The 24657-nt window shown below is 41.6% G+C and carries 22 protein-coding genes; 1 reads left to right on the forward strand and 21 read right to left on the reverse strand.

Translation table 11 applies throughout. The features are described 5' to 3' along the window. Positions 1-155: 155 nt before the first annotated feature. Positions 156-1022 (reverse strand): phosphate ABC transporter substrate-binding protein, encoded by an 867-nt coding sequence (locus Ga0466249_RS08670; RefSeq protein ID WP_215829059.1) that lies wholly within the window; start codon positions 1020-1022, stop codon positions 156-158. Positions 1023-1112: 90 nt separating this feature from the next. Then, on the reverse strand, positions 1113-2942 hold the full coding sequence (locus Ga0466249_RS08675) for a GGDEF domain-containing protein (RefSeq protein ID WP_215829060.1): 1830 nt from the start codon (positions 2940-2942) through the stop codon (positions 1113-1115). A 196-nt stretch (positions 2943-3138) separates the two neighbouring features. On the opposite strand from Ga0466249_RS08675, the gene pnpS reads away from it, so the two are divergent. Then, positions 3139-4932 (forward strand): two-component system histidine kinase PnpS, encoded by a 1794-nt coding sequence (gene pnpS, locus Ga0466249_RS08680; protein WP_246588581.1) that lies wholly within the window; start codon positions 3139-3141, stop codon positions 4930-4932. Between the two features lie 53 nt (positions 4933-4985). On the opposite strand, the gene phoU is transcribed toward pnpS, so the two are convergent. The 19 genes from phoU to Ga0466249_RS08775 form a co-directional block, all read right to left on the reverse strand. Further along, on the reverse strand, positions 4986-5645 hold the full coding sequence (phoU, locus tag Ga0466249_RS08685; protein WP_215829061.1) for a phosphate signaling complex protein PhoU: 660 nt from the start codon (positions 5643-5645) through the stop codon (positions 4986-4988). Positions 5646-5665: 20 nt separating this feature from the next. Continuing rightward, positions 5666-6445 (reverse strand): phosphate ABC transporter ATP-binding protein PstB, encoded by a 780-nt coding sequence (pstB, locus tag Ga0466249_RS08690; RefSeq protein ID WP_312889738.1) that lies wholly within the window; start codon positions 6443-6445, stop codon positions 5666-5668. An 83-nt stretch (positions 6446-6528) separates the two neighbouring features. Further along, positions 6529-7221, reverse strand: coding sequence for a response regulator (locus Ga0466249_RS08695; protein ID WP_215829062.1), 693 nt, complete (start codon positions 7219-7221; stop codon positions 6529-6531). Positions 7222-7330: 109 nt separating this feature from the next. Next, entirely contained in the window at positions 7331-7606 is a 276-nt protein-coding gene (gene hbs, locus Ga0466249_RS08700; protein WP_215829063.1) for a non-specific DNA-binding protein Hbs, read from the reverse strand. Positions 7607-7706: 100 nt separating this feature from the next. Then, complete coding sequence (gene yabN, locus Ga0466249_RS08705; protein ID WP_215829231.1) at positions 7707-9164, reverse strand: bifunctional methyltransferase/pyrophosphohydrolase YabN; 1458 nt, start codon at positions 9162-9164, stop codon at positions 7707-7709. 38 nt (positions 9165-9202) lie between these two features. Continuing rightward, positions 9203-10795 carry a putative polysaccharide biosynthesis protein gene (locus tag Ga0466249_RS08710; protein WP_215829064.1) on the reverse strand — a complete coding sequence of 531 codons (1593 nt, stop codon included), beginning with the start codon at positions 10793-10795 and terminating at the stop codon, positions 9203-9205. A gap of 130 nt (positions 10796-10925) precedes the next feature. Continuing rightward, complete coding sequence (gene spoVT / locus Ga0466249_RS08715; RefSeq protein ID WP_312889739.1) at positions 10926-11495, reverse strand: stage V sporulation protein T; 570 nt, start codon at positions 11493-11495, stop codon at positions 10926-10928. Positions 11496-11565: 70 nt separating this feature from the next. Continuing rightward, positions 11566-14859, reverse strand: a complete 3294-nt coding sequence (mfd, locus tag Ga0466249_RS08720) for a transcription-repair coupling factor (protein WP_215829233.1) — start codon at positions 14857-14859, stop codon at positions 11566-11568. A gap of 96 nt (positions 14860-14955) precedes the next feature. Then, on the reverse strand, positions 14956-15195 hold the full coding sequence (locus tag Ga0466249_RS08725; RefSeq protein ID WP_215829065.1) for an anti-sigma-F factor Fin: 240 nt from the start codon (positions 15193-15195) through the stop codon (positions 14956-14958). 22 nt (positions 15196-15217) lie between these two features. Continuing rightward, positions 15218-15613 (reverse strand): hypothetical protein, encoded by a 396-nt coding sequence (locus Ga0466249_RS08730; RefSeq protein ID WP_215829066.1) that lies wholly within the window; start codon positions 15611-15613, stop codon positions 15218-15220. Positions 15614-15688: 75 nt separating this feature from the next. Then, positions 15689-16552: a peptidoglycan DD-metalloendopeptidase family protein gene (locus Ga0466249_RS08735; RefSeq protein ID WP_215829067.1), complete on the reverse strand. Its 864-nt coding sequence runs from the start codon at positions 16550-16552 to the stop codon at positions 15689-15691. 158 nt (positions 16553-16710) lie between these two features. After that, on the reverse strand, positions 16711-17673 hold the full coding sequence (glpX, locus tag Ga0466249_RS08740) for a class II fructose-bisphosphatase (protein ID WP_215829068.1): 963 nt from the start codon (positions 17671-17673) through the stop codon (positions 16711-16713). A 111-nt stretch (positions 17674-17784) separates the two neighbouring features. Beyond that, positions 17785-18426, reverse strand: coding sequence for a hypothetical protein (locus Ga0466249_RS08745; RefSeq protein WP_215829069.1), 642 nt, complete (start codon positions 18424-18426; stop codon positions 17785-17787). A gap of 89 nt (positions 18427-18515) precedes the next feature. Then, positions 18516-18905: a response regulator gene (locus tag Ga0466249_RS08750; protein WP_246588584.1), complete on the reverse strand. Its 390-nt coding sequence runs from the start codon at positions 18903-18905 to the stop codon at positions 18516-18518. A 183-nt stretch (positions 18906-19088) separates the two neighbouring features. Beyond that, entirely contained in the window at positions 19089-19676 is a 588-nt protein-coding gene (locus tag Ga0466249_RS08755) for a YIP1 family protein (protein ID WP_215829071.1), read from the reverse strand. A 4-nt stretch (positions 19677-19680) separates the two neighbouring features. Beyond that, positions 19681-20622, reverse strand: a complete 942-nt coding sequence (sppA, locus tag Ga0466249_RS08760; protein WP_246588585.1) for a signal peptide peptidase SppA — start codon at positions 20620-20622, stop codon at positions 19681-19683. A 121-nt stretch (positions 20623-20743) separates the two neighbouring features. Next, positions 20744-22360, reverse strand: a complete 1617-nt coding sequence (gene pyrG, locus Ga0466249_RS08765) for a CTP synthase (RefSeq protein WP_215829072.1) — start codon at positions 22358-22360, stop codon at positions 20744-20746. A 120-nt stretch (positions 22361-22480) separates the two neighbouring features. Then, complete coding sequence (gene argS, locus Ga0466249_RS08770; RefSeq protein WP_215829073.1) at positions 22481-24145, reverse strand: arginine--tRNA ligase; 1665 nt, start codon at positions 24143-24145, stop codon at positions 22481-22483. Then, the gene (locus tag Ga0466249_RS08775; protein ID WP_215829074.1) at positions 24142-24570 is read right to left on the reverse strand and encodes a YwiB family protein; all 429 of its coding nucleotides are present in this window, start codon (positions 24568-24570) and stop codon (positions 24142-24144) included. Before Ga0466249_RS08775 ends, argS begins: the two co-directional genes overlap by 4 nt. Between the last annotated feature and the right edge of the window lie 87 nt (positions 24571-24657).

Raw genomic sequence — 24657 nt, forward strand, 5'->3', positions numbered from 1 at the left:
TTACCTTATGATTACTTATTATAGAGTATGAACAGCGAAAGGATTGTTAACGCCGTGTTAAATTGATGTTAATTTTCTCAGTATATGCAAAAAAAACACTAGAACTTAACTTTCTGTCAAGTTCTAGTGGGCCCATCAGTCACGAAGGCTATGCACTATTTTTTCATTTTCGTCATAGGGATAAAGCCATTTTTCTCAACAGCACTATTCTGGAATTCAGGACTCATGACATAGTCAAGAAAAGCTTTCACTGCCCCTGTTGCTTCGCCTTTCGTAAACATGTGTTCATAAGCGAATACAGGATATTGTCCGGATGTTACCGCATCTGCCGTAAATTTCACACCATTAAAAGCAAGTGCTTTTACAGTGTTATCAACGTATGCGGCATCAACATAGCCAATTGAACCAGGTGTGCTGGCAATAGCACTGCGAACTGCGCCGTTGGAATCTTGGATAACAGCATTATCCGTAAATTCAACACCTTTCAGTACCACATTCGCGATAGTAGCACGTGATCCGGAAGATTTTGCCCGATGAATTAAGGTAATTTTTTCATCTTTTCCGCCAACATCTTTCCAGTTAGTGATTTTACCAGTCATAATGTCCACATATTGTTGTTGAGTCAAATTGTCAACGCTTACATCCTGATTAGTAACAAACACAAACGGGGCCACACAAACTTGATGGTCAACAAGACCTTTATCGTTATATTCACTAGGAGCTGGAACATCAGAGTTACCAATATTTACAGAACCAGCTGCAACTTGATTTAAGCCTGTAAAAGAACCACCACCTGCAATGTTAACTGTTACTTTGCTATACTTCTTTTGAAACTCTTCCTGGGCCGGTTTCAGTAACGGCAGCAAAGCAGTTGATCCCGAAGCCGTTACTGTGCCTTGAATATCATTTGCAGCCTGGGCCTGAGGTTGTTCTTTCGTTCCACCACAGCCAGCAATCAGACTGACACCAAGCATCAAAGAAATAGCCGCAACAAGAACTTTCGATTTTCCTAAAAATTTCATTATTTGTTTCCTCCCTTTTATTTGAAACTCACACAATGTAATTGTAGAATAAGTTGACATGATCTGTGTTAAGGACATGTTAAGAAAAGGTTAAATACCATCAATACAATAGCAACTTTGCCAGGATAGTTTACATTTTTTCTTTAATAGCGTTGCTGACTCTGCTAGTTCATGAGCAGTAAAATAACGGGAATTGCGATTCGTCACAACGGCAATACTCAGTGAAATAATTGGAAAACGTTCTTCCTTACCATGTCGATTTTTAGCCAAAATATAACCCTGACGAATATCTTTTTCACCATAATAGGCATGAATCTGGCGATCAAAAGAGGCTATGATGTTTTGACAAAGTCCTTGCACATTCCAATCATGAACAACCGCAATAAAATCATCCCCACCAATATGGCCAATAAAGGACGGTAAATTTGCTTCATGTTCCATTTCCTGCTGAATAATTTTGGCTGTTAAATAAAGAACCCTATCCCCACTTTCAAATCCATAAACATCATTGTATGGCTTAAAGTTATCCAAATCAAAATAAATCACAGCATAAGGTCGATTTTTTAATAAAACACAGTTGATTTCATGTTCAATCAAAACATTACCCGGCAGTCCAGTTAAAGGATTGGAATGTTTCGCTCGATTCAATTCCACTTGAGTTGTTTTTTCTAATAGCCGCCTGATTGTAATTACACCATAATATTTTTCATTCTTCGTCACAATAATATAGTCATAGAGTCGTTCTTCGCTACGCGAAACAGCCAGTTTTGAAACCTGTTCCAGGGAAAGATGATAATCAACAACAATCGGATTTTTATCCATAACAAGATCAATGGGACGGTGCATGTACAGGGCAATACCATATTGTGTTGCCAAATTGCCTAAAAATTTGTCCTTCATAAGAAGCCCAACTGGCTTGCCATCCTCCACAATGCAGACCCCCATAGCACGGCTGTTTTTATTAAAATAATCAATAATTTGATACCCCAGCGTAGTAGCTGGAAGTCCTCTATCCATTCGAGCAACAGCACCGATCGGCATGGTAATGGGGGTATAATAATTTTCCTGTTCCTTGCTATGTACTTGATAAAGAATTTGCTGTCGAATCGGTTCGGAAATTTCTGTAAGCTGACTTGATGGCTGTTGCAGATAAAAGCCTTGTCCATATGGTATCCCAATTCGAATGAGTTCATTCAATTCAGCTGCCGTCTCAATGCCTTCGGCAATGATTTTTATATTTGTCAGTGTAGAAAATTTATATAAGGCCTTCATCAATGCTTGTTTCATGCGATCCTTATCAATATCTCGCACTAAATCCATGTCTATTTTAATAAAATGAGGATGAATCTTAACCAACCTGCTCAAACTGGAATAACCTGTTCCTGTATCATCCATAGCAATTTTGCATCCTTTGTTCACAAGAGATGCTAGTGTCTTTGTGAAGCCAACAACATCCTCAATAGCTGCACCTTCTGTTATTTCCAAAATGATATAATTAACAGAAGAACTCGTCAGCTTCCAATTCCACTTGGACAGTAATTCGCTTTCAAAACGAGGATCCCGAATAATTTGGGGATCAATATTTAAAAAAAGTAGACCCTTATGGGGAATTTTCTTTCCCTGAAGAAGAGCCTGACTCAAACAAAGAAGCTCCAGTTCCCATAGCAAATCAAATTTTCTCGCCAAATAAAATAAGGTTGTCGGCATCTCGAGCTCTGAGCCGTTAGGACCCCGACTCAACGCCTCATACCCCAATACCTGACCGTCAACAAGGGATACAATAGGCTGAAAAACAGTACGAATCTTTCTAGCTAAAATAACATTTTTTAATTCACCTAATCCTATTTGGTCCGTTAAGCTCATCTCGCTGTTTGTCATTTCAGTATAACAAGAAGTGTCCTGCCTTTCATAGGAAAGCATTCTTTCACCTCATTTAAAACTTATTCTCTCACTGAACTAATTTCATCTTACTTGCTTTCACTACTAAGTTTGTTAATTTTCTATTAATATTTCATTAACCTATTTTACCGAAAGCAGAACTACCTGTAAATGAACGCCCTATTCCTGTATAATAATGGCCAGAGATAAAACAGAAGAAAATGTTTGAGGGAGGAAAATGATGCTGAAATGGGGAATTCGTTCGCGACTAATGACATCATTCATGATTGTTATTTCATTATCACTATCCTTGGTTGGCACCTATGTATTATGGTACTTTTACAATCACGATCTAAAAGGTCTGTTAAATACCTTGTCTGTCGAATGCAATATTGCCGAACAGCTGCTTCGTGATGAAATACTGGACCCAGTCAAGCGTAACAACATTGACAACAAAGTAAAAGAAATGGGTAATAAAGTTGGGCTGCGTCTCACTATCATTGATCAAAGTGGCCGGGTCATTGCCGATTCAAACTCCAATCCCGCCCTCATGGAAAATCATAGTGAACGCCCGGAAGTGATTGAAGCACTTACGGGTAAACAAGGTACGGCCATACGCTACAGCACAACGAATGAAGAAAACCAATTATACGTGACTCAACCTGTCTATGATGGCAGCCAAGTCATCGCTGTTTTACGCATCGCAACGAGTTTAAACCATGTAGAAGAAGGATTCTCAAAAATCCGTAATGCCATCTTAGCTGCCTTATTTCTCACCTTACTCTTATCCATTGGCATGAGTATGCGACTGGCACGTAAATACACAGAACCTCTCGAAGAAATTACCGAAGCAGCCCAAAAAATTGCTGATGGAAAACTCACTACACGCATCTATTTAAAAACAAATGATGAACTTGAGATACTCTCTCACGCCATGAATAATCTCACTTCTCATTTAGAAGATAAAATCAATGAAACATCGGCAGAAAAACATAAACTAGAATTGATTCTAGAACACATGGATAACGGTGTTATTATGTTTGATATGTATGGTAAAGTCATAACAGTCAATCTCATGGCAGTGAAGACCTTTAACATTACCGAAGAAATGATTGGACAGCACAATATGAATGTCATCGGCAAAAGCTTACTAGACCGTTCCATTCATGAAACGCTTTTAGAAGGCACCGGCCGCGTCATTGAGTTAAAAACGCAAGTAAATAAATCACACCGTGTTTTCCATATTTCACTCGTACCGATTCTTGATAATGACAGTACTGCATCTTCTGTGCTGGCTGTTTTTCACGACATTACAGTCCTTCAAGAAATCAACGATCGTCAAGCTGACTTTGTTGCCAATGCTTCTCACGAGCTAGCCACACCATTAACAGCCATTCGTGGTTTTGCTGAAACACTACTTGATGGAGCCCTTCAAGATGCCACATTAAGTGAAAAATTTGTCCGCATTATCTATAATGAAGCCGAACGGATGACACGGTTAACAAAGGATTTATTGCAACTAGCCAAGCTGAACTCGCAAAATAGCCAGCAGAAAGTGGAGTTTGAACCGACCTCCGTCGGTCCTCTCTGTCAAAGAATCGTCGATGACATGATGCCTTATTGGGAAAATAAAAAATTAACTTTGAAAATAGCGGCTGCGTCGCAACTTGTTTTCGTAAAAGCCCATCCTGACTGGCTCAAACAAGTACTTACCAATCTTTTAGAAAACAGCGTAAAATATACGCCTGAAGGCGGATCCATTACTTTATCTTATAGTGATAATGGCACAGAAGCCACCATTTCCGTACAAGATACAGGCGTGGGCATTCCAAGTAAAGACTTGCCATTTATTTTTGAACGCTTTTATCGTGTTGATCGTGCTCGTTCCCGTGCTGCAGGTGGGACTGGACTCGGGCTGGCCATCGTGAAGCTCCTTATTGACATGCTTGACGGAAAAATTGCCGTCAAAAGCGAAGTGAATGTGGGCTCTACTTTCACCATTACCCTGCCTCTTGCAACGGAGTTCGCCTAGTAAACAGAAAATCTCTACAAGCAGAGTGCCTGTAGAGATTTTCTATTTACTTTTCAATCCACTTTGCGGCAACGCTGACCTGTGACAATATAAATGACCCATTCAGCAATATTTGTGGCATGATCGGCAATACGTTCCAAATACCTGGCAACAAATACTAACTGCGTAGCCTGCGTAATCGTGCTAGGATCTTCCATCATATAAGTCAATAACTCGCGAAACATACGATTATAAATATGATCTACTTCATCATCATCGCTGCAAACTTGTTCCGCTAAGGAAATATCGCGATTCAAATAAGCTAACAAAGAATTTTGCAGCATTTGTTGGGATAAATTCGCCATAATCGGGATATCTACGAGCGGTTTTATTAAGGGTTGTGTGCCAAGGCGAACAGCGATTTCAGCAATATCCGATGCATGATCCCCCATGCGCTCTAAATCGGTCGTAATTTTAAGACATGTACCAATCATGCGCAAATCCCCGGCAATCGGCTGCTGCCTTGCAATAAGAATCATACATTTATCTTCAATTGCCTCTTCTAACGCATCAATGGCATCATCGTCCAAAATAACCTTGCGCGCCTGATCAGCATCTTGCTTGCAAAGTGCCTCAATAGAAAGCGTAATCGCCTGCTGGACAAGCTGCCCCATGGCTAACAGTTCCTGCCGCAAAGCTTCCAGTTCCTGAGAATAATTTTGCCTCGTACTCATGACTATCCCCTCCTAATCGCTTAGCCGAAGCGACCTGTAATATAATCTTCTGTCCGCTTATCCTGTGGTCGCGTAAAAATAGCATCGGTTTGCTCATGTTCGACAAGTTCGCCATTTAAAAAGAAAGCAGTAAAATCAGATACACGAGCCGCCTGCTGCATGTTATGCGTCACCATGACAATGGTATATTTTGATTTTAATTCTGTCACTAGCTCTTCAATTTTCATCGTCGAAATGGGATCCAGTGCCGAACAGGGTTCGTCCATGAGCAGCACTTCCGGTTCAACAGCAAGAAGTCTGGCAATACACAGGCGCTGTTGCTGGCCCCCCGACATTCCCATAGCTGATTGATTTAGCCGCTCCTTGACTTCTTCCCACAAAGCAGCACCTTTGAGACTTTTTTCTACTAACTCGTCTAGCTTTTTCTTATCTTTCACCCCATGAATTCGCGGTCCGTAAGCAATATTCTCATAAATAGACATAGGAAAAGGATTGGGCCGTTGAAATACCATCCCTACACGTTTGCGCAGCATGACGACATCGACGTTGGGGTGAAAGATATTTTGTCCGTCAAGTAAGACTTCTCCTTCAATACGGACACTGTCAATGAGATCATTCATACGATTAAGTGTTTTTAAAAAAGTTGATTTGCCACAACCTGATGGTCCAATTAAAGCCACAACACTATTTTGAGCCACATTGAGAGACACTTTTTTCAATGCTAATGTCTTACCATAATAAAGTTTTAGTTTATTCACTTCAATTTTATAATGAACGCCCGCTTCTTTGGTTAATTGCACAATACCTCAGACCCCCTGTCTTATCTCTTTGCAATATACCATAAAACTAGCCCTTAGAATGTTAAGTTTAAGTTAATTATCCTTTACACTTCGCAAAAGCGATAACCCACGCCACGCACTGTTTCAATGGCCTCTGCAATACTCGATTCCCCCGCTAGTTTGGCTCGTAAATGACGAATATGCACATCAACTGTGCGCGTATCGCCGAAATACTCATAGCCCCACACTTTTTCCAGCAGTTGTTCCCGCGTATATACCTTGCCTACATTCGTAATAAAAAGCTTCAATAGTTCATATTCTTTGGGTGTTAATTCAAGCTTCTCCGTCCCCAAAAAGGCTTCATAACGACTAAAGTTTAATTTCAACTTACCAACCGTTAGTTCACCGGAAGTCGGATTTTCCTTAACACTACGCCGCAAAACAGCCTTAATCCGTGCCACAAGTTCACGCGCACTAAAAGGCTTCGTCAGATAATCATCCGCGCCAAGTTCTAAGCCTAGAATCTTGTCGACTTCCTCGTCTTTAGCGCTCAGCATAATAATGGGAATAGCTGTTGTATCCTGGTGCTGCTTTAGTGCCCGGCAAACTTCCAGTCCATCTAATTCAGGCAGCATTAAATCAAGCAAAATGAGATCAGGCTTATCCGTTTCGGCAAGCGTCAAAGCCGTTATGCCATCACCGCATTCGACTACTTGAAATCCTGATTTTTCCAAATTATATTTTACTAAGGTACGGATATTTTCCTCGTCATCAATTACTAAAATTTTGCCTGCCACAATAACCACTCCTCAGTGATTTATCTAATAGTTTCCTACTATCATGAATCATTTATTATAAATAAAAACCAGGTTTATGCAACCTGGTTTTTTTATGTACATTTGAATCTTATTGATTGACTAAATCTTTTAATCCCTTACCTGCTTTAAATACAGGCGTCTTAGAAGCAGGTATGGTGATTTCCGCACCCGTCTGAGGATTACGCCCTTTTCTTTCTTCTCTTGCTTTTACTTCGAAAGTACCAAACCCAATAATTTGCACCTTATCTTCACCTTTTAAGGCATCTTCGATGCTTTCAAAAACAGCATTTAATGCTTTCTCTGCATCTTTTTTGGTCATACCAGATTTTTCAGCTACACTGGTTACAAGTTCAGTTTTATTCACAGAATTTTCCTCCTTAACGTAAATCTTACCTCTAGCATTATTCGCTGTCTGTGTTTTTATTCCTCCTGCAATTAAAAAAAATCCTACATTTTCATACAAATTAATGTTTTTCTTGCCCTTTTGCCTCTTTCCAAAGCAAATCTAGGGACTCAAGCCTCATTTTATCCCAAGCTATTTCTTCGGCAGCTAACCGTTTTTCAATAAATTGGAATCGCCTGACAAACTTATTGTTGGTATGATTCAGTGATGTCTCAGGCTCGAGTTTCAAAAAGCGGGCCACATTGACAGCAGAAAATAATACATCCCCAAATTCATCTTCCATAGCCTCTCTGTCACCACTAGCAATTGCTTCCTTGAATTCATCCAGCTCCTCATAAAGCTTGTCCCAGACCGGGGCAAGGTCGGACCAATCGAACCCGACCTTGCCTGCCTTACTTTGAAGCTTAAAGGCTCGCATTAAAGCTGGCAAGCCCTTTGGAACACCATCTAGCACAGAAGAACGATCCGTCTTTTCCTGCTGTTTTATTTTATCCCAATTCACAACAACTTCGGCCGCATTCCGTACGGAAATGTCACCGAAAACATGCGGATGACGACGAATCAGCTTCTCCGTCACCCCATCAATCACATCTTGCATCGAAAAGTGCTGAAATTCTTCGGCCATACGCGCATGAAAAACAATTTGCATGAGTAAGTCTCCCAATTCCTCACACAAAAGCCCGCAATCCTCTAAATCAATGGCCTCTAAAACCTCATAAACTTCCTCAACAAGATGCCGCCGCAAACTGCTATGCGTTTGCTCAATATCCCACACACAGCCTGTTGGCGAACGCAATTTTGCCATGACATCCAACAGCGGAGTAAGAGAAAAAGTTGTACTTTTCAGTTGTACCGCTGGAACAAAGAGGCTTGTCAAATGATCAATAACAGGAATGCGATCCATTTTATATAACGGCATTTGACAGATCGTCTCATCAGCTAAACCTAAATTACGCACAACTGTCACTTCATAGTCATCAGGATAAGCATCCATAAGGCTGAGCTTCGTATCTGAGGCAATCTGCCGATCATAAAGCTGTGTAATGACAAGAGCCGTACCACTCTTGGCCAAACTCATATCAAGATTGGCTGCATCCAAAATCACAAGACCTTCCAAGGGATCAATCGCAAGACGGGCATAAAGAACCTCTAAAAAGCTCATGCCAGGCAAAATCGTAAGAGGAACACCTTGCTGCTGTGCCTGCTTTCGGATAAGCAATACCGTTTGTTCAGCAACAAGCGGACTGCCTGGCACAGCATAAACTAACTTTTCACCCGCTTGAGCTGCCGCCAGGCACCGATCTGTAATGGTCTGATAAACCTCTTCAAAAGAAGCTTTACTATTATAAACATCATCAAAAGACTCAAAACCAATCTGCTTTTCTCTAAGACCCGCTACAGCAGGATGCACGGCCGTACGTAAATAAAGCTTTGTAGCCTGTTCTAGCACTTCAAGTGTTTCGATGGTTAAAAAGCCAAAGGGACCCGCTCCCAAGCCCACAATGGTAATACTACCCACTTGCTGCTTATTCTCTCTGTTCATATGCTCTCCTTACTTTATCGCCTCAACACCCACCGGAAGCCTTTCACTAGTAATGGCCCCACCCTAGGAAGTCTTTCCATATCAACTAAGCCAATTCCTCCCATGAGTACTAAAGTAATGCCATAAATCAGTATTGCACTGGCTACAGATGCAAGGGTTGCGATGGTATTGCTAAAAACTCTTATCATTACTATATCATAAGTTTTCAAAACAGTCAGCCCCATAACAGCTGCAGCGGCACAAGTGGCCAAGCATTTATCAACAGAAAAGCAACAGCCTAGGACCCTATAGATAAACAGCATATTCAATAAGGCACCGACAGCAAAATCAGCCACAGTGGCGAGTGCCGCTCCTTGAATGCCAAAGTGAGGCAGCGCCGTTAAAAAATAGCTCAGAACAATTTTAATAATCGCTGCAAAAAACATATTTACCACAGGAACCGTTGTATGTCCCAGACCTTGCAGCACACCTGTACTAACCTGATGAATGCCTAAAAATACAATGCCCAGTGACAAGGTACTCACTGCCGCTCCTGCATTGGGTGTGCCATAAAGCATTAATGAAATGGGTGTAGCAAGTAAATAAAGTCCGCACATGGCTGGAACGGTAATGGCATTAGCAAGAGTCAAAGCTGTAGATAGCTTTTGTCTGACCTCTTCCTGTCTATTCAATGTAAAGCCTTGCGCAACAGCCGGAACAAGACTTGCCGCAAGAGCACCTGTCAAAATGGCCGGTACATTGATAAGAGCAACAGCCATCCCGGTCAGATATCCAAAGAGTTCCGTAGCCTGCTGCACAGTATAGCCGGCAATCTCCAGACGAGCTGGAACAATCATAAGATCAATACTTGCCACAACAGGAACCATAACATTAGCCAGGGAAACAGGAAAAGCCAGCCGCACCATACGACTCACAATGAAAAACCACGATTCTTTCACTTTCCTCTGCCGCTGAAACCTGTCGGGATTCCTTTGGCGTTGCCGTCTCTCATAAATTATAAGCAGCAACAGTCCACAGGCAGCACCAGGTGCCGCCCCAAAGCTTGCACCTGCAGCAGCAAATTCAATGCCATAGGAAAGCAAATAATAAGCAAGACCAATCATAACAAAAACTCTGACAATCTGCTCAATAATCTGTGATAAAGCCGTAGGAATCATGGTCTGCTGTCCTTGAAAATAGCCTCGATAACTTGACATGACAGTCACACAAAAAATAGCGGGTGCAAGAGCCACAAGTGCATAATAGGCCCGTTCATCTCTAACAAACTGACTTTCAATTAACCAGCCTGCTCCATAATATAACAAAATGGAAAAGAAAAGTCCTGTTATGGTCAACACGACAAAGGAAATATGAAAAATACGCCGCGCACCGCGTGTATCAGACAAAGCAACTTTTTCAGCCACAAGAATAGAAATAGCCACAGGCAATCCGGCTGATGATACACTGAGGGCCAATAGATAAATGGGATAAGCCAATTGATAAAGGCCGATGCCTTCACCGCCTAGCAGCCGCGACAATACAATTCGATTGACGGCACCAATCATTTTAACAACAACGCCTGCAGCAGTAAGAACAAGGGCTCCCTTTAAAAATGAATCTCTGCTCATGAGAGGTCCGTCCTTTCATCAATTGGCTTTTTTGAAGCCCTCGTTTAAAAGGAGCGAAACAGGCGCATGAGAAAAAGTAGCGAACAGTGGTCCGCTACTTGAATTTTGGGAAAATGGAAGAATGGAATTACTACGACATTTGCTTAGCAAGAAAACCAGCTGCTGTTTCAGCAAGTTTGTTTTCCATTTCGCCAAGTTGCGCTCCCGGTTGTTTCGAACAAATCATAACAGCACCGATGGCATCGCCTTCAACAACGATAGGTGCAATCACTTCAGCTGTAAACTTACAGATGCCATCCCCTTCGTCATCGCAATCAGCAACACAGCCTTTACAATCTTTATATTCGCTTGGATTGCTAATAATCACAGTCTTACGACCTTCCATGGCCTGTTCTACAGCAGGCCCAAGGGGTTTATTTAAAAACTCCTTTTTTGATGCACCGGCGACAGCCACAATGTTATCGCGATCAGCAACGAGTACAATATGCGCAATGGCTTCATGTAAAGAATCGGCGTACTCTTTCGCAAAATCCCCCAATTGCCCTACAGGCGAATATTTTTTCAAAATCACTTCGCCTTCATGATCAACATATATTTCCAGCGGGTCACCTTCACGTATCCTCAGAGTACGACGAATTTCTTTTGGTATAACTACTCTGCCTAGATCGTCTATCCTTCTCACGATTCCAGTCGCTTTCACCTGGATCCCTCCTTTTCTACATTTTTTTGACAATTTGCTTCAATGATAGTATATATCTTGCCTACTCTTTTTATTCATGTCTACTCACAGGTTCGATTTTCTTTAACAAATTATTTAACCAAGGTAAAACAGGTTCAGCAAGCTTGGCTGTTCTGATACGCAGACTGGGTGGGGGGCCTTGCAAAATTGTGATACGGTTAGGAAAATTTCTTTTAAAATTCAGTACAGCATCGATATTAATATGGGGTTTATCAAAGAAGTGAACCTCGATTATCTCATGGCTTTGAATAACCGACTGGATACCTAATCTTCTCGCATAATTTTTCACCCGTGCTACAGAAAGCAAATTAAGAACAGGTTCAGGGGGTGCACCAAAGCGATCAATTAATTCATCAACTAAATCGCTAATTTCTTCTTCGGTTTGGATGGCAGCAATACGTTGGTATATCTCAATTTTATGCACGGCTTCACCAATATAGTCGCTACTTAAATAAGCATCTACCTGAAATTCAAGTACAGGTTCCGGCTGAACCTCCACAGTCTTACCTGTTTTAAGCTCTTGCACCGCTTCATCAAGTAATCGGCAGTACATCTCAAAACCTACACTGACAATATGTCCATGCTGCTGAGCCCCTAACAAATTACCCGCACCGCGAATTTCAAGATCACGCATAGCAATTTTAAACCCTGAACCAAGTTCAGCAAACTCCTTAATGGCCTGAAGACGTTTTTCAGCCACTTCACTTAGAACCTTGTCCCGGCGATAAGTAAGATAAGCAAAAGATAAACGATGGGAACGGCCTACACGGCCACGCATCTGATAAAGCTGGGACAATCCAAAATGATCCGCGTCATACACGACGATGGTGTTGGCATTAGACACATCTAAGCCATTTTCAATAATACTCGTGCATACAAGCACATCATATTGACCCTCATAATAATCAAGCATCACCTGCTCTAGTAGCTCTTCAGGCATTTGACCGTGTGCTGTCTGGAACCGAGCATCAGGCAGCATCTCACTTAAGGTTTGGCGCATTTTATCAATGGTCTGCACCTTATTGTAAACGAAATAGACCTGACCGCCCCGCTTAATTTCTCGGCGAATGGCATCCCGAATAATTTCTTCATCATATTCAACGACATACGTTTGAACAGGAAATCTTTCCTCAGGCGGTGTTTCAATAATGCTAATATCCCGTGCTCCCACCAAGGACATATGGAGTGTCCTTGGAATTGGCGTTGCGCTCAATGCCAGCACATCAATATTATTACGCCATTTTTTAAATTTTTCTTTCTGAGCAACGCCAAATCGTTGTTCTTCATCAACAATTAATAGCCCTAAATCTTTAAACGTCACGTCCGCCTGCAGAATGCGGTGCGTGCCAATAAGCACATCCACCTTTCCTGCTTTTAAGGCTGCCAAAGTAGCTCGCTGCTCTTTAGCACTTCGAAAACGGCTAATCACATCGACAGTCAGACCAAAATCAGCAAAACGGGCACTAAAAGTCTGAAAATGCTGTTGCGCCAGCACCGTTGTCGGCACAAGCACAGCTACCTGTTTGCCTGCCATAACCGCTTTAAAGGCCGCGCGTATGGCTACCTCCGTCTTACCAAACCCCACATCGCCGCAAAGTAAACGATCCATAGGGCGTTCCGATTCCATATCTCGCTTGATTTCATCAATCGCCACAAGTTGATCTGGCGTTTCTTCAAAGGGGAAAGCTTCTTCAAATTCTGCCTGCCAGGTTGTATCTAAGCCAAAAGAAAATCCTTTGGCAATCTTACGATGAGCATAAAGTTCCACAAGTTCCTTGGCTAAATCAGCTACAGAAGCCTTGGCACGCGTTGTGGCCTTGAGCCATTCACTGCCACCCATTTTACTTAACCGCGGTATTTCCCCTTGCGCCCCAATATATTTTTGCAGAAGTTGCACCTGATCTGTCGGCACATAAAGCTTATCTTGTCCAGCATAGCGAATAAGCAAATAATCTTTCGTAAGGCCCCCCACGTCCATCGTTTCGACACCTACATATTTACCTATACCATGATTCACATGAACAACATAATCGCCTAAATTAATATCCCGAAAATAAGTGATCTTTTGTTCTTTTGATACGCGAGGACGAATCTTTCGTTTCTGCCGTCCCCAAATATCAATTTCATTGACAATCACAAGTTGCGCATGAGGTAGTTCAAAACCCGACTGTAAAGCACCTAATGTTGCAACAATACTACCAGGCTGAATTTGTTTAGGTGCTTCATCAAAAACGGCAGAAAATTTTTCTTGGCGTAAATAATTGACAAAATTCTGGGCTTTCTCTGCCGTACTAAACCTTAAAATGACCGTATCCTTACGCTCTTGCCATAAAGAAAGTTCTTTTATAAATAAGTCCACTTGTTTATGAAAAGGTGCCATGTTTTTCACAGTCAGGCTAATAATCCGATTCGGATCAGTCTGAGGGTTTTTCTGCAGCATCAGTGTCAGAAAAATGATGTTATGCTGTTTGGCCGACTGCATCAGTTCAGCCCAGGTAAAAACTTGCTTTTTAATGGCCGGATTTTCCTTCACCGATTTGTTAATCATTTCTCGAATACGCATGGGCTCATCCATAACAATATTGGCATCCGTTGCTAAATAGGAAAAAAGCGTATCCCCCTTACCAACTTGAACGGGACTATTTACAGGCAACACATCTACCCTGTCAATACTACTTAGCGAACGCTGATTTTCAACAGAAAAGTAGCGCAACGAATCAATAGTATCATCAAATAATTCCACTCGAACAGGATGAGCACTATTAATGGGGAAAATATCAATAATCCCGCCACGCCCACTAAACTGCCCCATAGCATCTACTTGATCAACCCGTTCATAGCCACTACGAACAAGTTGACGAAAAATTTCCTGACGATCGACATTTTTACCATCAATCAGTACGAGACGACTACTTTCAAAATCTGATTTATGCTGGACTTGCTGCATAATCGCTTCGGCTGTGGCAAGTACAAAACAAGGTTCGTTTTGTACCAATTTACTTAAGATTTCCATCCTACGAGCCGCAGGCTCTAAACTCTTAGCAGTCGCAGTAAAGCTCACCATATCCAACGTAGGCAAGATCAGAATATCTTTTTCCGGGAGTACGGCGACTACATCGGTACGAAACTGTTCCAAAGCTTCCTGACTGCCACACACAATGACAGTTGGACGTGTCCCATGCTCATAAGCTAGAGCCGCAAGCAAATGTTTTGGACTTCCTGTTAATCCATAAACTAGGCTTTGACCTATTGTTTGTTGCTCAAAACACTGCAAAGCTTGCTGCATGGCTGAATCTTTTGCTAATAATTCATAAAAAGCTTGCATTTTTACACCTCGTCCCACAAAACAAAACTCCCTTGCTTTTCAGGCAGGGCCAAAAAGGGCTCTAGCTACGCTAAAGCCCCGTTTATTTTTTCATTGTTAGTGTATGAAAGGAAACGGAGAAACAGACAATTTTTCTTGCATCCTTTCAATCTCTCCTATGCAACTATCACAAATAGCAGCAACGAAGATTGTTCCACTGTTTGGATTGATTTTAATTATATCCTGACGCTCCTCTGGCGTCAAGCAGTCAAAACCCAACTGCACTTCAGTCAGCCCCGTTGCATCAATTTCAGCAATGAATGCATCACAATGGGAACAAGTATAAACAATATGCATTTTTTCCTTCTCCTCACGCTTACTAATTAGTAAAATGATAAATTACCCAAATATTATAGCCAATATGGCAAAGGCTCGCCATTAAGATTCCCACACTCACAAGACCACTTATTTCATAAAAAATTACCGTTACAATGCCAAATAAACTATGTCCGCCAATACTTAAAATACATCCTTGAACACCATAACGACTACTAACAAGATCATAACCTCCTTCAATAACACCAAAAATGACATGAGTCAAAACAATCGCGGCACCTAAGTACCAAGCAAGATAAGATTTACTCATTTCCTCAATAATTGGTCCCAACGTAATAACGACCAGCTTATTCCAATGTTTCATTAAGTAACTATTCAGTCCAAAACTCATTGAAGCCATGAAACAACCAATAAGAATAGATAGAAACAACGAATTCAACTTATCTCCCATAATCTTAGTATGACCGTAAAAAAAATAAATCATCCATTTCGCAAAAGCAAAATGGATGATTTATTAGCGTTCAGGCAATAGGTACAAAGGATTGACAGGTGTACCTTGGTGACGAACTTCAAAATGAAGATGAGGCCCCGTCGAATTTCCTGTACTTCCCATAACTGCCACAGACTGGCCTTGCCGTACAAATTGTCCAACATGAACATAATAATCAGACAAATGGCCGTATAAACTGCTCACACCCTGTCCATGATCAATCTCAATAGTATAACCATAGCCACTGCACCAACCAGCAAAAGTGACTTTGCCGTCACGTGCAGCCTGAACTGAAGTACCCGCGTTATTGGCTATATCTACGCCCTCATGCATCCGCCCGTCGCGATAACCAAAAGGCGACGATATTTCACCTATCGTTGGCCATTGAAAACGATTATCTCCCCCACGTGAAATCGCCACTTCACTACGCGGTCTGCCACCAGGAATAAAAAGTTTTTCTCCAACCTCAATCCGGTTCTGTTCAATATCATTGGCACTTCGAAGCCTATCTAAGTCAACCTGATACTCTTTGGCAAGAGACCAAAGAGTATCACCAGGTTTCACCTGGTGAAGAACACCTATTTCAGGTAAAATAATCAATTCCTGTCCAATCTGAACCGTTTCATTTGTTAAGTGATTCGCGGCTTCAATTGTAACGATATCAATATGATACTTTTCAGCAATAGTACCTAAATTTTCCCCTTCAGCGACATGATGTATGTATAGCTTGCCCTTGGCTGGCAAACTACTTTCTGGCGAAACAAGAACAGATGTCGTATCAGGTAGAACTACAGGTTGCTGAAAATAATAAAAACCAGACCATCCTACTCCAGTTGTTAGTGCTGCCATGATGACCGTAAGGATAATTTTATCTCGATTAAACCTCATACAAAAGCCATTCACCTCAATTTGAAAAAAGAGATTTGTACTAGTATTAGCATAATCGAGACAACTACTTTTTATGCATAAAAATTGGCAGAAAAAAAGACCGGATTTCTCCGGCCTAAATTTTGTCACATCCTATGCATTTTTTCTTTATTATCGGTCTAAAGTTTTAAAGCAATATTCTTATCGTCTAATTTGTGAATGGCATCCACAAAACGTACTGTACCGCGCTTAGAACGCATCACAATAGAATGGGTACGAACGCCACCACCAAAATATTGAACGCCTCGCAACAAGTCACCTGCCGTAATGGCAGTAGCCGCAAACATAACATCCTCACCATGAACAAGATCATCAATTGTCAATATTTTTTTAATATCTGTAATACCCATTTTTTTAGCTCGAGCAACTTCGTCATCATTTTCCGGCCATAGGCGTGCTTGCATATCACCGCCTAGACATTTTAACGCAGCCGCAGCGACAACACCTTCAGGAGCACCGCCAATACCCAGCATCATGTGAATACCGGTTCCTTCAATACCAACATTAATGGCTGGTGATACGTCACCATCTGTAATCAATTTAATCCGAGCACCTGCATCACGCACTTCTTGAATAATGCCAGCATGGCGCTCCCGATCCAAAATGACCACTGTTAAGTCCTGAACATTGCGTTCTAACGAATCCGCTACAATCTTTAAATTTTCACTAACCGGCGCATCAATATTGATCTTGCCAGCGGCTCTAGGTCCAACAGCAATTTTCTGCATATACATATCAGGTGCATGTAACAGTCCGCCTTTCGGCGCAATGGCCATAACAGCAATAGCACCAGGAAGTCCCTTCGCAACAAGATTCGTTCCTTCTAAAGGATCAACGGCAATATCTACAGCAAAACCACCCGCACCAACTTTTTCCCCAATATATAGCATCGGAGCCTCATCCATTTCACCTTCACCAATGACAACTTGTCCATGAATAGAAACACTATCAAAAGCACGACGCATGGCATCTACAGCCAATTGATCGGCACCCATTTTATCCCCTTTACCCATTAAACGAGCTGAAGCAATTGCAGCAGCTTCAGTAACACGAACAAACTCCAAAGCTAATTCACGATCCATCTATTTGCATCTCCTTCTATTATCCAAACAATGCCTAATTTAAAAATTTCAAAAAGCGGTCCCTAGTAATAAGAGACGCACAGACTGCTGATTTCATCATCCCCCCAAAAATTAATGTTTACGGCGAAACTGACGAATCGGCACAATTTCAATAGCATCATTCATTTTCAATCGCGTCACATCAGAATCTGTTAAGGCAGGTATAACCTGTCTTCCACCACAATGGTCACAGATAATTTCTACGCGATCAGCTAAAATATCTGTTTCGATTATAGTGCCACCGCAACGACAATATACTCCTCCACGTTCGGCAATATCATGGATAAGATTAATCACTTCGAGCATTACCTGAGAATTAACGACATCTTCTTCACAATCCTGATAGGAGTTCTCTAAAAACAAGGTGTCAAGTTCCTTTTTATGCGCAGCAATCATCGCCTCAATCATTGGACGACGGCCTACAAAACCCAATTCCAGGTTTTCCTCTGTACAGTAAACCTTTTCAACACTGTCACGCCAAAAGCGCTGGCTATCGAGCGTAATTAAATGGTCTATATTACATATAACACAAGGAATAGAAAGCAGACATTGCCGAAGCCCTGCACTGACAATTGTTGCCTGACAATGGCCACAGCTGCAAATAAGCCTTTTCGGCAGCTCCTTTTTTAAAGTAAAACGCGATAAATCATACATCGTTAAATTGCCACATTGCTGACAATAAAGAGCTAAAGTTGCCTGACTGCTGATGACCATTTTCCATCCCTCCTCACTGTCTTTTTCGCCACTGAAGAAAAAAATCCTGCATAAAAAAAAGCCCTCTGTTTCTCACGAGGGCACATTACTTAACCTATTTTTGTTTGATCTTGAGCCGAATGCGTCATGATTTCTTGAATCGTTTGACATAAAGCAATGATATCAAATGGTTTGGTAATATAGTCATAAGCACCGATTTCTCTAGCTTGGTTAACCAAATCCAGTTCCCCATAAGCCGTCATCATAATGACTCTGTCACCCTGCCCAACTCTTTTTAATTCTTTCAGTGTTTCAATCCCATCCATACCAGGCATTTTCATATCCATTAAAATTAACTGAGGCTTCACCACTTGAGCCTCTTGCAAACCATCGTACCCGTTGGAGGCTGTAACAACCTGATAGCCTTCCTCTTTCAGCACTTCAACAAGCAATCGACGTATGCCGGGTTGATCATCAATAACAAGTACTGTATCAGACATCAAATTTACACCTGCCTTCTTAATTTCCTAAATTAAGTAAAAACGTCTCACGGGTTATGAAAAGATAGAATATTTGTACTGCTGTTTGTTATATTCGCAATCCAAGCTCAGAATCCTGCCAAGCCATGGCTACCCTTTTTACATTTTTATCCTTTTTCAAGTTACAATTGTATTACAAATTTATTACAGATAATTTTCTAAAGAAAATTGTGCCACAGAAACAGCAAAAAATACAACAATCACCAGTCCCATAAATAAAACGGCAAAAAAAGGCGCGCAAAGAACAAGGACTGTTTTTGAACCAGAAAGCTGGTAGATTTCTTTCACCGCATAATAATAGAGAATCCAAGTCCAACCCCAAATCGCACAAGCCGCAGCAGCCAACCAAAGTGTTTGCAAAGCACCGCTAAGTAGTCCAGCAAGTACAAATAGCGGCAGCATAGCTAAATGGGGTAAATGAGCCAATCCTAATGCACTAAACAAGGACACCGCACGTCCCTCACCGCCAGAAATTTCAGCAATAAAATGATAAACGCCTGTACCGAGCACCCAAAATACCAAACTGCCAGCAAGTTCAACAAATAAAATCAGCCCCATGAAATGCTCTAACATCAAATGCTGCGCCCCAGCAAAAAAAACAAGCGATGGCAAAGTGGTAGATAATATAAACACGCCAAGTGCCAATCGCCACGGTGCTGCGCGTGAAAAGCTTTGAAAAACCTGACGTGGTCGAAACACAACATCATAAATCAGGACTAAATTACTTTGCATAGTCTCACCTCATGCTTTCCGGCAGAGCGAGAGGCAGAGGAAATCTCCCTGTATTCTCGGCCGTAACCTGTTCGAAGAGCAACTTATTAAGATTGAATTGACTACTCGCTCCCATGAGCATTGAGAGCGGGCTTTTCTTACCATACTCGACAACGTCGGGGTTTGGCTTCAATCCGGCCAGAGCGGCAGCACCATCAATGGCATCATATAAATTGCCATATTCATCAACAAGTCCTAAATCTTTGGCCTGATGCCCCGTATAAACCCGACCATCTGCCAATGAACGAACCTGAACTTCATCCATATGGCGACCCGTGGCAACGACCTGCACAAATTGTTCATACAAATCATTTACCATATCCTGAACCATAGCCCGTTCTTCTACTGTCAATGGCCGATCAGGAGAAAGAATATCCTTATAGGGACCGCTTTTAATTTTTTCTTGCTGAATACCAATTTTTTTATACAGTTCCTCCCAATTCGAATAGGGAATATAGACACCAATACTGCCTGTAAGAGTGGCCGGATTCGCATAAATTTTATCGGAAACTGCTGCAATCCAATAACCCCCTGATGCTGCAACATCCCCCATGGATGTAACAACGACCTTGCCTGTAGCCCGTAGTTTTTGGATTTCTTCGCCAAGTTCTTGTGATGCTGGTGCACTTCCGCCTGGACTGTTCACGCGAATCACAACGGCCTTTACTTCTTGATCATCCCGGGCCTCACGAATTTGTTTCATAATATTATCTGTTCCACCCTGATCATTTAAAATGCCAACTTGTCCATGCCCCCCCATAATCACGCCTTCCACATAAATCACAGCCACCTTACTTTGAATATTCGCCTTAGTTTTCGTCATAGCGGGAATTTGAAAAACCAACAAAATAGCAGAAACAGCAATCACGGCAATAAGCACATAAACAACTGATTTTTTATACAACATTTTTGTCCTCCTTGCAAATAAACCCGGTCTTGGCTTTAGTATTCGAAATGTCACCAGAATTCATCAAAAAAACTTAATGGAAAAAGAAACTGTTGGAACTTTTCCAACAGTTTCTTCTCAATTAATATTGCGATTCTTGATAGCGCAAGCTCGCTGCCACAAAATCCCTAAATAACGGGTGTGGCTTTGTTGGACGAGATTTAAATTCTGGATGGAACTGTGTACCCACAAACCACGGATGATCTTTAAGTTCAATGACTTCCACAAGCCGACCACTTGGAAGCGTACCACCAATAACTAAGCCACATTCACTCAGTTTTTGCCGATAAGCATTATTAAATTCAAAACGGTGACGATGTCTTTCATAAATAATTTCATCATCATAAGCTTTATAAGTCAAAGTACCTTCCGTCACCTTGCAAGGATAAACGCCTAACCGCATGGTACCGCCCTTTTGCTCCACTTCTACCTGATCAGACATAATATCAATAACAGGATGAGGCGTATTCTCGTCAAATTCAGTACTATGAGCGCCTTCTAAACCACAGACATTGCGGGCAAATTCAATGACTGCTGTCTGCATTCCCAGACACAAACCAAAATAAGGCACTTTATTTTCACGGGCATAACGAATAGCTTTAATTTTTCCTTCGATCCCACGATCACCAAATCCGCCCGGCACTAAGATCCCACTAACGCCAGAGAAAACAGCCATGAGATCCGTCTCAGGATCTTCAATTTCTTCGGCATTAACCCATTCAATTTTTATTGTCGCATCATTTCTAATACCCGCATGGCACAGTGCCTCCGTAACACTTAAATAAGCATCATGAAGCGCCACATATTTACCAACTACAGCAATGGTTACCGTCTTGGACAGACTGTGAATCTGATCTACCATCTCATCCCAAGCTACCATATCCGGCTCACTAGCCTTCAAATGCAATTTTTCCATGACAATACGATCAAGGCCTTCCTCAGCCAACATTTTAGGCACATCATAAATCGAAGCTGCCGTCTTATTCTGAATAACAGCATCTACATCAATATCACAGAATAATGCCATTTTATCACGCATATCCGCCGAAATTTCATGTTCCGTACGACAAACAATCACATCAGGATGAATACCTATGCTGCGCAATTCTTTTACACTGTGCTGCGTTGGCTTGGTTTTTAATTCGCCTGCGGCATGAATATAAGGAACAAGTGTTACATGCAAATAAAGCACATCATCACGGCCGATTTCCTTTTTTACCTGTCGAATAGCCTCAAGGAATGGCAAACTTTCAATGTCCCCGACAGTACCACCGATTTCGGTAATAACGACATCGGCATTATCTTCCTTACCTAATCGATAAATTCGTTCTTTAATTTCATTGGTAATATGGGGAATCACCTGAACAGTGCTACCTAAATAGTCTCCCTTACGTTCTTTATTAATCACTGACAAGTATATCTTTCCTGCTGTTACGTTAGAACTTTTACTTAAATTAATGTCGATAAAACGTTCATAATGACCTAAATCAAGATCCGTTTCGCCACCATCTTCCGTGACATAAACTTCGCCATGCTGATAAGGACTCATCGTACCTGGATCAATGTTAATATAAGGATCAAACTTCTGAATAGTCACAGTCAGACCCCGACTTTTCAAGAGACGACCGAGTGACGCGGCTGTAATCCCCTTGCCTAAGGATGAAACAACCCCCCCAGTTACAAAAATATACTTTGTCATAATATTAATTTCCTCCTAAATTACTAAACAGTACATCTAAACTGTCCCTAATTTTAACCTTCATAGTGAGATGGTGTCAAGGGAAACCCAAGCATTTTCGCTTGTTTTTCCGTGAAAATTCTACATTTTATCAGGTGCTGTGATACCTAAAATAGTTAAGGCATGCCTTAGTACGCCTAGAACAGCTGTAACAAGAGCTAAGCGGGCCTGCTCAACATTTTCATCAACACCGATAATTCGGCACTGATTATAAAAGGAATGGAAGAGTGAAGCTAGTTCATGAACATAACGGGCAATGCGGTGAGGCGCCCGTTCTTTAGCCGCCCAAGCAATTTCTTCTGGATATTCTCCAAGCTTTTTAATTAAATCCAGCTCAACCTCTTCGATAAGACAAGAAAGCTCTTTAGCTGTAACTGGATGCTGAACAATTCCAGCCTCAGCCACTTGCCGGAAGATACTTTGAATCCGAGCATGAGCATACTGAATATAATAAACAGGATTTTCATTTGAATGAGATTTAGCCAAATTCAAGTCAAAATCCAATTGGCTGTCAAGAGAACGCAAAATAAAAAAGAAGCGTGCGGCATCTGTCCCCACTTCTTCAATTAATTCACTTAATGTAACACTTTGACCCGTGCGCTTAGACATTTTAACAAGTTCGCCATCACGGAACAGACTCACCATTTGAAGCAACAGCACCTCTAAATGATCAGGGTTATGACCAAGGGCCTCAACAGCTGCCTTGACACGACAAACATAGCCATGATGATCAGCACCCCAAATATTAATGACCTTATCAAAGCCCCGTAAAAATTTATTATGATGATAAGCAATATCGGCAGCCAAATAGGTAGGAACCCCATTATCACGAATAACAACACGATCTTTATCATCGCCGTAAGCAGTCGATTTCAGCCACAAGGCGCCGCCTTGCTCATACATATTGCCATTTTCTTTTAAAATATCGCAAGCCTTTTCAATGGCGTGCGCTTTATGGAGAGTGCACTCACTAAACCAAATGTCAAAGGTTACATGAAAAGCCTCAAGATCGGCTTTCAAAGCCGCCAATTTTTCTTTCAGCGCCAATTCCTTAAAAACAGCCAGGCGCTCGGCCTCATCAACAAATAAGTAACGGTTGCCCTCAGCGGCAATAATCTTTTTAGCTGTCTCAACAATATCCTGTCCATGATAACCGTTCTCCGGAAATACATTTGGCTGATCTAAGCATTCTAAATACCGGGCATTGACAGAAGCAGCTAAATTATCAATCTGATTACCTGCATCATTAATATAATATTCCGCTTCCACATCATAGCCAGCAGCTTTTAATAAATTAACTAAAGCGCTACCAACGGCAGCCCCGCGGCCATGGCCCACATGAAGCGGCCCTGTCGGATTGGCACTGACAAATTCCACTTGAACTTTTTCACCGTGGCCCATGTCAATATTGCCGTACTCAGGACCTACGGCAAGAATACTTGCCAACAAATCATAAATCCAACTGGATTTCAAATAAAAATTGATAAATCCCGGTCCGGCAATTTCCATCTTCTCCAAAAAGGGAGCATTCATACGTTCTACCAAAGCTGTCGCGATTTGGCGAGGATTTTTCTTAACAGACCGCGCCAATTGCATAGCAAAATTACTGGCAAAGTCCCCAAACTTTTTTTCTGGTGGCACTGATAGTATAATTTCGGGGAACTCGTCCACTAAAAAAACACCATCGGCATATGCATCTTGAGCCGCTTTTTGTATAACCTGTGTTAATGAATCCTTCATATTCAACTTTTCCGATCCTCCCGTATTTCTATCACCAATTGATTAGCACTCTGCCATTGACCGTCAAGCATCAATTCATAATCCACTTGAATCTTTCCACAGCCTTCATTTAAGTGAATTTTCAGTTCGCCTGTCCTCACAGACAATTGAAAATCACCGAAAGGCGTATGATATAAGCTTTCCTCTACAATGCCCTGCTGAAAAACCATTTTTTGCTCCACCGTTCCCGTTCGTAGCAATACAAGGCAATGTTCCATGATTTTCAGTGTCGTATGCGTTCCTTCCAGACCGCTAATAGCACTTTCATCATAGCGAATGTAATCGATGTTATTTTTTTGATAGTGACGGCCTGCTGTCATCAGTTCAAGACGATTTTCTTCACCAGCTTGATCTCGCTGAATTCCGATCACAGAAACAACAACTGTACGCATAGCTTCTCCTTTATAACTTAATCTATTATAGCGTAAAGTTAAGCGTTTTGCCAGAGTCAAAAACTCGACTTTTACCTCAAAAAAGCC

It is taken from the genome of Pelorhabdus rhamnosifermentans (genome assembly GCF_018835585.1).
In the GTDB taxonomy this organism is placed as follows: Bacteria; Bacillota; Negativicutes; order UMGS1260; family UMGS1260; genus Pelorhabdus; species Pelorhabdus rhamnosifermentans.